The organism is Flavobacterium sp. 5 (assembly GCF_002813295.1).
In the GTDB taxonomy this organism is placed as follows: Bacteria; Bacteroidota; Bacteroidia; order Flavobacteriales; family Flavobacteriaceae; genus Flavobacterium.
In genome coordinates, this window is record NZ_PHUE01000001.1 from 2,567,237 (window position 1) to 2,581,332 (window position 14,096).

At 32.5% G+C, this 14,096-nt stretch carries 14 protein-coding genes; 3 read left to right on the top strand and 11 right to left on the bottom strand.

The genetic code is table 11. From position 1 onward, the window contains the following. Nucleotides 1-170: 170 nt before the first annotated feature. Nucleotides 171-560 carry a hypothetical protein gene (locus tag CLU82_RS10545; protein WP_100843058.1) on the top strand — a complete coding sequence of 130 codons (390 nt, stop codon included), beginning with the start codon at nucleotides 171-173 and terminating at the stop codon, nucleotides 558-560. A 137-nt stretch (nucleotides 561-697) separates the two neighbouring features. Here the strand turns inward: CLU82_RS10545 and CLU82_RS10550 are convergent, their stop codons facing one another. From CLU82_RS10550 to CLU82_RS10560, 3 genes are read right to left on the bottom strand one after another with little or no spacing between them, the layout of a single operon-like run. Then, nucleotides 698-1,411, bottom strand: coding sequence for a tRNA1(Val) (adenine(37)-N6)-methyltransferase (locus CLU82_RS10550; RefSeq protein ID WP_100843059.1), 714 nt, complete (start codon nucleotides 1,409-1,411; stop codon nucleotides 698-700). Nucleotides 1,412-1,471: 60 nt separating this feature from the next. Beyond that, nucleotides 1,472-1,996: a ribosome maturation factor RimM gene (rimM, locus tag CLU82_RS10555; RefSeq protein WP_100843060.1), complete on the bottom strand. Its 525-nt coding sequence runs from the start codon at nucleotides 1,994-1,996 to the stop codon at nucleotides 1,472-1,474. Nucleotides 1,997-2,011: 15 nt separating this feature from the next. Further along, on the bottom strand, nucleotides 2,012-2,569 hold the full coding sequence (locus tag CLU82_RS10560) for a 30S ribosomal protein S16 (protein ID WP_100843061.1): 558 nt from the start codon (nucleotides 2,567-2,569) through the stop codon (nucleotides 2,012-2,014). Between the two features lie 197 nt (nucleotides 2,570-2,766). On the opposite strand from CLU82_RS10560, the gene CLU82_RS10565 reads away from it, so the two are divergent. Both CLU82_RS10565 and CLU82_RS10570 read left to right on the top strand, forming a co-directional pair. Beyond that, the gene (locus CLU82_RS10565) at nucleotides 2,767-3,246 is read left to right on the top strand and encodes a DUF6252 family protein (protein WP_100843062.1); all 480 of its coding nucleotides are present in this window, start codon (nucleotides 2,767-2,769) and stop codon (nucleotides 3,244-3,246) included. A gap of 248 nt (nucleotides 3,247-3,494) precedes the next feature. Further along, nucleotides 3,495-3,854 (top strand): RNA-binding protein, encoded by a 360-nt coding sequence (locus tag CLU82_RS10570; protein WP_077374089.1) that lies wholly within the window; start codon nucleotides 3,495-3,497, stop codon nucleotides 3,852-3,854. 74 nt (nucleotides 3,855-3,928) lie between these two features. Here CLU82_RS10570 and leuB read toward each other — a convergent pair whose 3' ends face one another. From leuB to CLU82_RS10615, 8 genes are all read right to left on the bottom strand, one after another. Then, entirely contained in the window at nucleotides 3,929-4,990 is a 1,062-nt protein-coding gene (leuB, locus tag CLU82_RS10575) for a 3-isopropylmalate dehydrogenase (RefSeq protein WP_100843063.1), read from the bottom strand. 43 nt (nucleotides 4,991-5,033) lie between these two features. Further along, nucleotides 5,034-6,557 (bottom strand): alpha-isopropylmalate synthase regulatory domain-containing protein, encoded by a 1,524-nt coding sequence (locus CLU82_RS10580; protein WP_100843064.1) that lies wholly within the window; start codon nucleotides 6,555-6,557, stop codon nucleotides 5,034-5,036. 53 nt (nucleotides 6,558-6,610) lie between these two features. After that, a complete protein-coding gene (locus tag CLU82_RS10585; RefSeq protein ID WP_100843065.1) occupies nucleotides 6,611-7,402 on the bottom strand; it encodes a methyltransferase domain-containing protein in 792 nt (263 codons plus the stop codon). Between the two features lie 14 nt (nucleotides 7,403-7,416). Next, a complete protein-coding gene (locus CLU82_RS10590) occupies nucleotides 7,417-7,719 on the bottom strand; it encodes an antibiotic biosynthesis monooxygenase (RefSeq protein ID WP_100843066.1) in 303 nt (100 codons plus the stop codon). Between the two features lie 80 nt (nucleotides 7,720-7,799). Then, nucleotides 7,800-8,396 (bottom strand): 3-isopropylmalate dehydratase small subunit, encoded by a 597-nt coding sequence (leuD, locus tag CLU82_RS10595; RefSeq protein WP_100843067.1) that lies wholly within the window; start codon nucleotides 8,394-8,396, stop codon nucleotides 7,800-7,802. A 61-nt stretch (nucleotides 8,397-8,457) separates the two neighbouring features. After that, a complete protein-coding gene (locus CLU82_RS10600) occupies nucleotides 8,458-8,811 on the bottom strand; it encodes a four helix bundle protein (protein WP_100843068.1) in 354 nt (117 codons plus the stop codon). 67 nt (nucleotides 8,812-8,878) lie between these two features. Further along, a complete protein-coding gene (gene leuC, locus CLU82_RS10605) occupies nucleotides 8,879-10,273 on the bottom strand; it encodes a 3-isopropylmalate dehydratase large subunit (RefSeq protein ID WP_100843069.1) in 1,395 nt (464 codons plus the stop codon). Nucleotides 10,274-10,751: 478 nt separating this feature from the next. After that, on the bottom strand, nucleotides 10,752-13,922 hold the full coding sequence (locus tag CLU82_RS10615; protein ID WP_198520214.1) for a T9SS type B sorting domain-containing protein: 3,171 nt from the start codon (nucleotides 13,920-13,922) through the stop codon (nucleotides 10,752-10,754). Between the last annotated feature and the right edge of the window lie 174 nt (nucleotides 13,923-14,096).

Sequence of the window (14,096 nt, forward strand, 5' to 3'; positions counted from 1 at the left end):
AGTAAATTAGTATTGATGTTATCTTGTATTCAAAGATAAAACTGACAATAAATTGAAGTAAGAAAGTGGGTCATTAGAATTGGATAGAACTATGTAATTTTGTAATATTGTTGACTAAAATAATAGAACCCAAATCAACCTTTATTTATCACATTAACAAAACTTCAATTATGAAAAAACAAGTACTATTTCTTTTTATTTTATTATTTATAACTGTATTGGGGCATTCACAAGCTTTAGATTGCAGTAAATTAAAGAATATCAAAGCATTTGATCCAGACTATCCGAATAGAACCTTTATATTAAAAGGAGCAACTCAAGAAAGCTATGAAAACGGTGTACTTCGCTTGGTTTGGAGTGTTAAAACGATTAGTGACTGTGAATATGAAATCACTTGCGTTAAAAAACTGGGAGAATCACAAATGGAAGTAGGTGACAGGATTACTATGACTGTCGTGAGTATTGATGACAATTGTTTTACTGTTAAGAGGACATTTTTTTGTAAAAATTTCCCAGAGGGAGATATTGATCCAGGAAGTACCTACTGTATAGGAAAGTAATTTGTAGCTAAATTTTAAGATTTATACCAGCCAAATTAGTCATTTTTACTGATGATTAATTTGGTTTTTTTGGCTTCTTATTAAAATATATTGTACTGAAAATGATTTAAGTATTTATAAATCGTGTAAAATGTGAATTACATCTTCAAATAAAAATCTTTTGTCAGTTCAATATATTCAGGAGTGTAAATATGTCGTTCTGTTTCGATAGTCAATTCATCAATATGGAAGTGATGATTTTCTTTTCGATTAAAAGCTAAGAGAGAACGTTTAATTTCGGTTGTTGGTGTCCCTTTAACTCTGGTGATTTTTATAGGATATAATTCGTATTCTTTAGCAATAGCTATAAAATTTTCTTCTTCTTTAAAAGGGATAATAACGGAGAAAATTCCGTTTTCAGAAAGTAATAAATCTGCAGCTTCAATCAATTGTCCAAAAGGCATAGAATCTTGAAAACGTGCTAAATCGCGTTGATCGTCATTTGATTTGTAATCTTCACTATAAAACGGAGGATTGGAAATGATTAAATCATATTCGTCTTCTGGATCTTCTACAAATTCATCTAAACCAGCATGGAAACAAAATAAGCGATCGTTCCAAGGGGAATTTTCAAAATTATCGGTAGCTTGTTCGAAGGCATTTTCTTCAATTTCTAAGGCATCAATTTGTTCGGCTGAACTTCTTTGTGCTAACATTAGTGCAATGATTCCGGTTCCGGTCCCAATGTCTAAAATGCTAAATGTTTGATTGTTAATTGGAGTCCATGCTCCTAATAAAACGCCATCGGTTCCAATTTTCATTGCACATCGATCTTGCTCTATTGAGAATTGTTTGAATTGGAATTTTGACATGCAGATTTTAGATTGTTAAGAAATAATCAAATAAACGATTAATCGAATAAGCTTATCTTATTAAAGGTACATTTCAATTAAGCCTTCAGGTAAATCCATAATGACTTTTTTATTTTCTCTGTCAATTTTAACTAAGAAATGATCAATCATAGGAATTAGTATTTCGGCATCTCCTTTGAGAACTTCAAAAAGAGGCTGTGCGGTGGTGTCGTTGATAGATTGGATTTCTCCAACATAACCAAGACGTTTGTCTTCTACTTCAAAACCAATTACTTCGTGAAAGTAGAATTTGTTCCCTGTAAGTTTAGGTAACATTTTTAAAGGTAGATAAAGGTCGTTGCCTAAAAGAGCATCTGCATCTTCTTCTGTATTTATATCTTCAAAACGAATTCGAAGAAAATCGTTTTTGTGAAGAGAACTGTTTTCAATAAAAAAAGGAACCAAGTGTTTGTTGCATTCAACAAACACTGATTCCAAGTTTTGATATAACTCAGGTTCGTCTGTGTCTAAATAAGCTAAGACTTCCCCTTTGAAACTAAATTTTTTGGCAATTTTACCTAAATAGAAACAATCTTCTTTACGCATCGTCGCCTACTAAAATTATGCTTCAGTTGTTTCGTTATTTTCTTCTGCAGCAGGAGTTTCCTCAGCTTCAGCAACAACTTCTTCTTCAACAGCAGGAGTTGCAGCAGCAATTGCATCAGCTTCTGCTTGAGCAGCATCAGCTAAACGTTTTGCGTTTACAGCTTGTTCTGCTTTAAAAGCTTTAGCTTTAGCATCAGCTTGTACTTTAGACAAACCATCTTTTTTAGCATCAACTTTTCCAGCTTTAGCTTCTAACCAAGCAGCTAATTTTGCATCAGCTTGTTCTTGAGTTAAAGCACCTTTACGAATACCTCCATCAAGGTGGTGTTTCAATAAAGCTCCTTTGTAAGAAAGAATAGCTTTTGCTGTATCAGTAGGTTGAGCACCATTGTGCAACCATTTTACTGCGCTATCCAAGTTTAATTCGATAGTTGCAGGGTTTGTGTTTGGATTGTAAGTACCAATTTTTTCTAGGTATTTACCATCTCTTTTTGAGCGTGCATCTGCAGCTACAACCCAGTAAAAAGGTTTTTGTTTTTTACCGTGTCTTTGTAATCTAATTTTTACTGACATAATCGTATGATTAAATTTTGAGGTACTCGACCTCGATTAATTAAGGGTGCAAAGATACATTTTTTATCCAAACAATCTAATAAGTTTATTGTTTTAATGTGTAATGGATTGTTAGCTATGTTTTTGCAGTATTTTGAATAAGAAAATACATTGATTAATTTGAAAACCTTTATTTTTGTGTTCCAAAATTAAATGATATGCGTAGTTTTTTTTTAGTTATAGTTCTGTTTTTTGTTTTGACTTCTTGTGAGGATCAGGTAAAGTTTAATAATCCTGCGTTTCAAGGATTAAAAGATAATGTACTTTGGAGATCTACTTTGTTTAGTGCAGTTCAAGCTCCCGATGGTTCGTTGGAGATAAAAGCTTATCAAAACAGGGACATTTTATATTTGAACACCGTAAGCACAGCAGTTAAAACTTATAAGTTAGGGATTGACGATATTAATAGTGCTAAATTAGAAGAAATACAAGGAGATATTGCTACTTTTTTTTCAACTGGGGAAAATAAAGGAGATGGTCAAATTATAATTACAGAATTTGATGCTGTAAATCATACTATTAGTGGCGAGTTTAAGTTTAACGCCGAAGGGATACCAATACTTCCTTTATCAGAACCTAATGTGAGTTTTACAAAAGGAATTTTTTACAAAGTACCAGTCACTATTGCTACAAAATAGTTGATTTATTTTATATATTTTTAAAGGACAATTAAAAATATATTGAGTTGTATTTTTATTCAGTAATCCTAATTGAGTTGATTCTTAAATTAATAATACTGAAAAAGATGTTTTTTATTGTTAAATTGAGAAGAGAACAATATAATGAAATAGCATGTTTTCATAAATTATCTGATAAATAAGCTAATTTATAGTTGATTAGAAAAAAAATAGAGTACATTTGTTTCAATTATTATAAATAAGTACTTATGAATATTTTTGTTGGAAGCCTTCCATTCAGTATTGAGGAAGCAGATTTAAGAGAGTCTTTCGAGGCTTACGGAGCAGTTGATTCAGTTAAAATTATCACAGATAAATTTACAGGAAGAAGTAAAGGATTCGGTTTTGTTGAAATGACAAATGATGATGAAGCTCAAAAAGCAATTGACGAATTGAACGGAGCTACTGTTCAAGGACGTGCAATCGTTGTAAACAAATCTGAACCAAAACCAGAAGGCGAAAGAAGAAGTTTTAACAACAACCGTGGAGGTGATTCTCGTGGTGGTTATGGTGGAAACAGCCGTGGTGGAGATAACCGTGGTGGTGGAGACAGAGGAGGAAGATATTAATATTTTTTTCAATCATATATTAAAAAGGTGTCAATGTAAATTGACACCTTTTTTTATTTCCAAAGAAATATATTTTACAAATTAGCAACCAACCAGTCACCAACTTCGCTAGTTTTGTATGCTTTAGCACCTTTTGAAGCTAAATCTTCGGTAACAATTCCTTGTTCTAATGATTTGTTTACAACGGCTCTGATTGCTTCAGCTTCTTCTTTTAATCCAAAAGCATCTTCAAACATCATAGCTGCAGATAAAACAGTTGCCAATGGATTAGCAATATTTAATCCTGTAGCTTGTGGGTAAGAACCGTGAATTGGTTCATACAATGAAGTGTGCTCTCCAACAGATGCAGATGGCATTAATCCCATAGAACCTGAAATTACAGACGCTTCATCTGTTAAAATATCTCCAAATAAATTTTCAGTAATCAATACGTCATAAGAGTTTGGCCATTGTACCAAACGCATAGCAACTGCATCAACAAATTCGTAAGAAACAGTAACTTCTGGATAATCTTTTTCCATAGCCTGTACAGTTTCTCTCCATAAGCGTGAAGTTTCCAAAACGTTTGCTTTGTCTACACAACATAATTTTTTAGAACGTGTCATTGCTAATTCAAAACCTTTTTTTGCTAAACGCTGTACTTCAGCTCTAGTGTAAACACAGTTGTCGAAAGCAGTTTCTCCACCGTCTTTTCTTCCTTTTTCACCAAAGTAAATTCCACCCGTTAATTCTCTTAAGAAAACTAAATCTGTTCCTTCGATTCTTTCTCTCTTTAATGGAGAATTATCAATCAAAGAAGGAAAAGTAAAAGTTGGACGTACGTTAGCGAACAAACCTAATTTTTTACGCATTAGCAATAAACCTTGTTCTGGTCTAACTGGTGCACTTGGATCGTTATCATATTTTGGGTGTCCGATAGCTCCAAAAAGAACAGCATCAGCAGCCATACAAATGTCATGAGTATCATCAGGGTAAGGTACTCCAACAGCATCAATCGCACAAGCTCCAGTAAGTGCAGGTGTCCAATTGATTTCATGATTGAATTTTTTAGCAATGGCATTCGAAACTTTTACTGCTTCGTTAACTACTTCTGGTCCGATTCCGTCTCCGGCTAAAAGGGCAATATTGAATTTCATTGTTTTTTATTTTTTAATTATATTTTTAATTGAAATTTATTTTTTAAATAGACACTACATTCAGCATTTTTTGTGTTGCAATAATTGCAGCTACTGTTTGGTCTGAATCTAATCCTCTTGTTTTAAATTCTTTTCCATTGTTTGTCCAGGTGATAATGGTTTCGCATAATGCATCCGAGCTGCTGCCAGGAGGTATACGAACTGCATAATCAATCAATTTTGGCAAAGTCATTTTTCTGCCTTTATATATTTTAGAAAGTGCATTCATAAAAGCGTCAAATTGACCGTCTCCTTGAGCATTTTCTTCAAAAATTTCACCGTCAATTTTTAAACAAAGAGTCGTAGAAGGGCGTAATCCTTTAGCATGAGATAATAAATACGATTCCACTGTAATTTTTTCTTCATAAGTCTGACTGTCCAAAACATCCGAAATGATGTATGGCAAATCTTCTTTGGTAACTGTTTCTTTTTTGTCGCCCAGCTCAATGATTCTTTGAGTAACTAATTTTAAATCTTCAGGGTTTAGTTTTAATCCTAATTCTTGAAGATTTTTTTCGATATTAGCTTTACCGGAAGTTTTTCCTAAAGCATATTTTCGTTTTCTTCCAAAACGTTCTGGAAGCAAATCATTAAAATACAAATTGTTTTTGTTGTCACCGTCAGCATGGATTCCTGCAGTTTGTGTAAAAACATTGTCTCCTACAATTGGTTTATTGGCGGGGATTCTGTAACCAGTAAAAGTTTCAACTAGTTTGCTTACCGAGTATAAAGATGATTCTTTGATGTTGATTTCTACCTCTGGCATAAAATCATTGATTACTGCAACTGTACTTTCAAGAGGTGCATTTCCAGCGCGCTCTCCCATTCCGTTTACCGTAACGTGTAATCCGCTAATGCCCGCTTTTATTGCTTCCATCACATTGGCAACACTCAAATCATAGTCATTGTGTGCATGGAAATCAAAATGAATAGTTGGATATTTTGTTGTGATTTTAGAAATAAATTCAAAAGTATCAGAAGGTATCAATACACCCAAAGTATCAGGTAATAATATTCTTTTAACAGGTTGAGTTACTAAAAAATCCAAATATTGAAAAACGTATTCAGGTGAATTACGCATTCCATTACTCCAATCTTCTAAGTAAACATTGGTAGCAATTCCGTTTTCATTTGCTAAAGCAATAGATTGGGCGATTTCGGAAAAATGCTGTTCTGGTGTTTTTTTTAATTGATGTGTCAAGTGATTTAAAGAACCTTTGGTCAATAAATTTTGAACTTTAGCTCCTGCTTTTTTCATCCATTCGATAGAAACGCCTCCGTCTACAAAAGATAGGACTTCGATTCGATTGGTATAGCCTTTTGTTGATGCCCAGGACATAATCCCTTTTACTCCTTGAAATTCACCCTCACTCACACGAGCTGATGCAATTTCAATACGATCAATATGTAATTCTTCAAGCAATAATTGCGCAATGGTTAATTTTTCTGCTGCCGAAAAGGATACTCCCGAGGTTTGTTCACCATCTCGAAGTGTCGTATCCATTATTTCAATTTTTCTTTTTTCCATTATTGTTTAATTATTGACTTATATTTTTTGTGTCAATTTTGGTTGTCAAAAGCTTATATTCTGCCTCGTACTTCATTTAATTTCATAGTCATAGAAATTGCTTCGGTTTCTATCCATTGGTTGTATTCTTCAATGGCTTTCAATCGCAAATCATTTTCTAAATAGCCTTCTTCCACCATTTGAAGCGAACCAGCTACTTTAGACCAAATACCTATTTTCGATTTATAATCTTCTTTTTCTTCATTATAAAATTCATCAGAATTGATTTTTTCAATAGAATGAAAACCTATTTCCTCTAATAAACTTGGTAAATCTTCTGCAATTTTATTGTTCATTCCTGCTTCTTGTCTCCATTTTAAGAATGTTTTGTAAAACTCTTGCATGCTTTCAGGAGGCAATGGATTCCAGTTTAAATTGGTGTGATCGTAGTCCAAAATCGAAATTTGACCGTTTGGTTTCAGCAGCGATTTCATTTTTACTAAAGCCTCTTTTGGATTGCTCAACCATTGTAAAACTCTAGCCGAAATAACTAAATCAAATTTTTCTTCTGGGTTAAAGTCAAATAAATCAGTATGGATTAACTCTAAATTAGGTACGTTTTGATGTGATTCTTTTCCGCTCAGAATTAAACTTTCGGTATTATCAATTGCCGTAACTTTTCCATTTTCACCGACTAATTTTGCAATATCTTTTGAAATAAAACCAGTAGCACATCCAATATCTAGAACTTTCATTCCAGGTCTTAAAATAGAAGACAAATGTCTGTAGTCATTTGCTAAACTTCTATCATCATATATTTTAGTTGCTTCTTGTCCGTCTCTTTGAATGTGTTTGTTTGCTTTCATCTTTTGCGTTAAAATTATTTTTTATTTTCAAAAACCATTTCATAATGTTCTACAACTGGAAACGGATTATAATAATGATGTAACAATTTTTTCCATTCTAAATAGGCTTCAGATTCTCTAAATCCTACAGTATGATTTTCTAGTTTTTCCCAGTTAACTAATAATAAATATTTGTTTTCTTCCTCTATACATTTTCTCAAACTATGACTTGCATAACCTGGAATGGATTGTATAAATTGACTGGCGATTGCAAAATCTTTTTCAAAATGAACTTTTTCTCCTTTTATTACCTGTAGAATAGCCATTTCTAAAACCATACGTATTTTATTTATAAACCCGACAGATCTTTTTAAAACCTGTCGGGTGTTATTAAAATTAACTTGTAACCTTTATTGTTTTAGTAAGGAAGTTTGTCGGCAAAAGCTACAATGTCTTCTTTAATGTTTTGTAAATAATCAATATCATCAAAACCGTTGATCATGTTGTTCTTTTTGTATCCATTGATATCAAAAGATTCTTTTTCACCAGTACTTAATAAAGTAATTGTTTGATTAGGTAAGTTGATTTCCAATTCTGTTTTTGGATCAGCTTCGATTGCTTTGAAAATAGTTTCTGCAAATTCGGGGCTAATTTGAACTGGTAAAACACCAATATTCAAACAGTTTCCTTTGAAGATATCTGCAAAGAAAGAAGAAACCACAGCACGGAATCCGTAATCATAAACTGCCCAAGCAGCATGCTCACGAGATGAACCAGAACCAAAGTTTTTTCCTCCAACCAAGATTTTTCCTGAGTAAGTTGAATCGTTTAAAACGAAATCTGCTTTTGGAGTATCATCTCCATTGTATCTCCAGTCACGGAAAAGATTATCTCCAAATCCTTCACGCTTCGTAGCTTTCAAGAAACGAGCTGGGATGATTTGGTCAGTATCTACGTTTTCTATTGGTAGTGGCACTGCACTACTAGTAAGTATATTAAATTTATCGTATGCCATTTTTATTTGTTTTTGGCAGTCGGCTTTGGGCTTTGGGCTTTGGGCAAAAACTGCACTAATTTTATTGATTTAATTTTAGTCTTAATTGATAAATCTGTTTTCTAATTTGAATTACTTTGCTTTCTAAATTTTGATGAATTTCAGGGTTTAAATATTTCAAGTCAGAAGTCAGTAATAATAAATATTCAACTTCTGAACAGGAAGCAATTGCAATATTCAAATATCTTCCAAATTCTTTTTCGGAATTAGAGCCACAACCTTCAGCAAAATTTGTTGGAATAGAAGAAACTGCTCTTCTCAATTGACTTGTTAATCCAAATAACTCTTCTTTTGGAAATTCTTTCGTTGCTTGATAAACTTCAAGTGTCAACAAATGACTTTCTTGCCAAACATTATAATTTCTAAAATCTCTCATCTTTGGGCTGTCGGCTATGAGCTTTCGGCAGTGGGCTCATAGCCGACAGCCGACAGCTCAAGGCTTTCTAAAACAATTCTCTTGGATCAGTTAATTTTCCTGTAACCGCTGCTGCTGCTGCCATAATTGGAGAAGCTAACAATGTTCTTGAACCAGGACCTTGACGACCTTCGAAGTTTCTGTTTGAAGTACTTACTGCGTATTTTCCAGCAGGAACTTTATCATCATTCATTGCCAAACAAGCAGAACATCCTGGCTGACGCAATACGAAACCTGCTTCAGTTAAAATATCCAAAATACCTTCTTCTTTAATCTGTGCTTCAACTACGTGTGAACCTGGAACTAACCAAGCTGTAACGTTGTCTGCTTTTTTGCGGCCTTTTACAATTTCTGCGAAAGCTCTAAAATCTTCAATACGTCCATTAGTACAACTTCCCAAGAAAACATAATCGATTGTTTTTCCAATCATCACATCATCTTCGTTGAAGCCCATGTAAGCTAACGATTTTTTATATGTTTCCGCACCACCTTCAACTTGATTGGCGTTCGGAATATGTTTAGTGATACCAATTCCCATTCCAGGGTTTGTACCATAAGTAATCATTGGTTCGATATCTTCAGCTTTGATATTTAATTCAGTATCAAAAATTGCATCCGCATCGGTTTTCAAAGTTTTCCAGTATTCAACTGCTTTAGTCCAAGCTTCACCTTTTGGAGCATATAATCTTCCTTCAAGGAAATCAAAAGTAGTTTGGTCAGGAGCAATCATACCTCCACGAGCACCCATTTCGATACTTAAATTACAAACAGTCATACGGCCTTCCATTGTCATTTCTTCGAATACATTTCCTGCATATTCAGCAAAATATCCTGTACCTCCAGAAGTAGTTAATTGAGCAATAATATAAAGAGCAACGTCTTTTGGTCCCACACCTTTACTTAATTTACCATTTACGTTGATACGCATTTTCTTTGGTTTTGGTTGCATGATACATTGTGTAGCCATAACCATTTCAACCTCAGAAGTACCAATTCCAAAAGCAATCGCTCCAAAAGCACCGTGAGTAGAAGTATGTGAATCTCCACAAACAATAGTAGCACCAGGCAAAGTAATTCCGTTTTCAGGACCTACTACGTGTACAATTCCATTCTTTTGATGACCTAATCCCCAGTGAGAAATTCCGTATTCTGCTGAGTTATCTTCTAATGCTTGTAATTGATTAGCAGAAAGGGCATCAGCAACAGGTAAATGTTGGTTTATAGTTGGTGTGTTGTGGTCGGCAGTAGCAAAAGTACGTTCTGGGTATAAAACCTTTACGTTTCTAGATTTTAATCCTAAAAAAGCAACTGGGCTCGTAACTTCATGAATGAAATGACGGTCAATAAAAAATACATCCGGTCCATCTTCAATTTTACGTACAACGTGTGAATCCCATACTTTGTCAAATAATGTCTTACTCATTTTATTTTTTTTTAATTGTAATTTCTATAACCACAGTAACTTCATGTCATTATAATAGAAGTTCAAAATTAAAAAAAGATATTAAAGTGTCAATTTCGATATTTTGTTTTATACGATACCCAAAAGAATTATGTTTTTTGGATCGCAAACAGTTGTTCTTTATTTTAAAAAGAACAATCGATGGGAAACACATTTTTTTTTTAATTAGAACAACAGAAGTTTATTTTACGGTTGTTTTTAATAATTTGCAAATTTACCGCTATTGTGCTATAAAATAAAGGTTTTTGGTTTAAAAAATGTAACAATTTGATTTGAAATAGTAATTATTGTTAGATTTTGATATTGGATTTCACCATGATTTAAATAAAATTTGTTTCTTTTATTTGGATTAATTCTAGTTATAAAAAAGTATTTTTTTTATAGAAATACTACGACATCCAAAAAATGATATTTAGATTTTTTAAGAAAAAATGCCCTATCACCTTTTTAAAGAAAAATGCCCTTTTTTTATTTGCTCATCGCTAAATTTTGCCTCAAACCAATAATCATCAGAAGGTAATGAAGCATTATTATAGATTCCGTCCCAAGAAGGATTATTTTGTGTTAGTTGCTTTAAAAGTTTTCCATATCGATCAAATATATTTATCGAATAATTTTTGAAAGCTGAACCTTTCAATTGCCAAGTATCGTTGTATCCATCACCATTTGGTGTGAAAAATTTAGGATAATTTAGGAATGAAATTTTTTCTTCAAGAAAGCCACATCCGCTTGTTTCTTTAGCAAAAACTGTATAATCTCCTCCTGGCAAATTATTAAATATGTTTTCTTTTTGATAATTAATACCATCTAATGAATATTTATATTGCAAGGTCGTATTAATTAGGACCTCAATGGTATTATAATTATCAAAATCAGTTGTCTTTATTTTGTAATCTGGAATAGTGGACTGTTTTGTAACAAGTACCGAAATTTCTGCTGAGTCACTACCGCATTTTTCATTGTCTAATTTATATATATAGGTTCCTGGATTATCAATTGTGGGATTAAATAATCCCGTTCCACTTGATAAACTCGGACTCCAAACACCTCCTTTATCTGGATTTTCTTTTAAATAATCTAATAAATCTATAGGGTTACTCTCTACACAAATTGATACATTATTGTTTTTACCTGCATTTGGCAATTTAGACACATTAACAATTACTTCAGAAAAATCACTCTGACATGATGTATTAGTAACGGTGTACTTATAAGTTCCAGAAAGATCCGTATTAGGATTAAAAAATCCTGTTCCGCTTAATAAATTTGGACTCCAAGTTCCTCCATTATCAGGAGAACCTATTAAAATATTAAATAAATCAAATGACGCATCATCTTTGCAAACTGATAACGTGTTGTTTTCTCCAGCATTGGGAAAAGAATCTACTTGTATTGTTATTTTGGCATTGGCGTTTCCGCATTGTGCATTTGAAACAGTATAGGTATAAATTCCAGAAACATCTATTTTAGGGTCAAACATTTCATTACCACTTGATAGATTTGGGCTCCAGACACCTCCACGATTAGGTATTCCTTTTAATTTATCAAATAAATTTATTGGAGCGCTATCTATGCAAATAGATATACTGTTATCTTCTCCAGCATTCGGTAATAAATCTACATTGACAGTCACCTCAGCAACATCAGTTTGGCAAGATCCATTTGTAACGGTGTATTTATAAATCCCTGAACGATCAATTTTTGGATCAAAGAATGAAGTCCCAGTTGATAAAGACGGAGTCCATTTACCTCCATTGTCGGGTGTATCACTTAAAATACTCAATAAATCAATAGGATTATTATTAATACAAATTGATAAAGTACTATCCCCTCCTGCATTTGGAGTTACATCTATATTTACAGTAACTGTAGCGCTTTTGTTGCATTTACCGTTAAAAACGGTATAGGTATAAATTCCAGACAAATCTATTGTAGGGTTAAATACTCCGTTTCTACCTGATAAAGTTGGAGTCCAAGTCCCTCCGATATTTGGAGTTCCTTTAAGAGAATCAAATAAATTTACAGGAGCACTAATATTACAAATAGATAAATTTCCATTTTCACCAGCATTTAAAATATTTGCTGTCTGAAAATCAAAAACACCATCATTGTTAATGTCTATTGGAACTATATAACCACCTGTATATCCAGTTATTAAGCCATTTAAATCAACTATGTCAGGAGAGTTTCCTAATGTTCCATTTTGATCATTATCAGTAAAACCAGCCTCAATTACATCGGAACAGCCATCATTGTCACTATCTAAATCTCGAGAGTCAGAAAGTCCATCTCCATCAGTATCTCTGTTTAGAGTTCCATTATCTTCTACTGTATCTAAAATGCCATCATTGTCATCATCAAGATCAAAATCGTCAAGAATACCATCTCTATCAAAATCGGGTATGCATTGTTGTTCAAGTTCAAATTGACTACTGCATTTAGAAGGGTTATCAAAAATTTTAATTATACCCATATCCCTATCTGACGATAGTAAATTACAAATAGCTGAACAGTCAGTTAATGAAGAATTACTGTCGATTTCGAGTGATGGGTCAGATAATGATGAAAAGTCTATGGTTGTAAGAGATTCTAGACCCGTTAGGGAAATTAAGGAAGAGTTGCCGCCAATAATAAGTCTTCCTACACTTAGCAATTGATTAAAACCTTTGATGTTTTGCAATTTAGTATTTACTTTAATATCTACCACTCCATAAATGTGGTTCAGATTATTAAAACCATCAATTGTGGTAAGTTCATTATTTTCATACATTATAAACCATTCTCCTATTGATTTGAGATTATTGAAACCTGATATACTCGTTAAACTAGATCCCGAAATCGTTAATCCAGCTCGAATTAATTCTAAATTGTTAAATGAAGGCATGATTTTCAATGAGGGACTAAGTATTTCAAAAAATCGTGTAATTTCTTTTAATTTGTTAAAACCTTGCATTGAAATTAATGAGGAATTACCAATTTTTAAGTCCCATCCTATGGTTTCCAATGCATCAAAACTATCAATGATTTCTAGAGAATCATTGTTTTCGATTACTAAACTGTTTCCAAGTGTTTTCAAACTTTCAAATTTTGGGAATGTAATTAATGATGGATTTCCAGAAATTGAAAAATATTTTTGAACCTCAATCAATTTATTAAATCCAATAATGCTTTTTATAAAATAATTACTAATTTGAAAATCACCCATAATACTTTCTAAGTTTTCAAATCCACTAATCGTTTCTAACGGGCCTCTATAGTTGTTTTCATGAATTTCTAAACTACCATTTATTGTTTTTAATTGACTAAAACCGTTTAAATTTTTAATTGCAGTGTTTCTAATTATTAAATCGCCTCCAATAAATTCTAATTTAGAAAAATTAGACACATCAGATATATTAGAGTATTGCATGGTAAGACTACCCTCTATTCTCTTTATAGATATAAGCTTTGAAAAATCATTAGCATCGCCAGAAATAAATAAATTACCAGAAATAATTTCGCAATTAGGATATGTTGCTACAAAATTGTCAACACTTAATTGACTACTTAAGGTGATATTGCCTGATGGACATTGAGAAAAAACTAAGTTGCAAAAGAAAAATAAAGACAAAAAAAATATTTTTTTTAACATGTATAGGTTTACTTAGATGATTGCCAAATATAATTTTAAATACTACGACATCCAAAAAATCATATTGGTTTTAAAAATTTAAAAAAAATCAAAGTTTTCAGAATTGTCTGAACCTATTTACTGTTGATAAATTAAACTGAATTACCTCAAAAA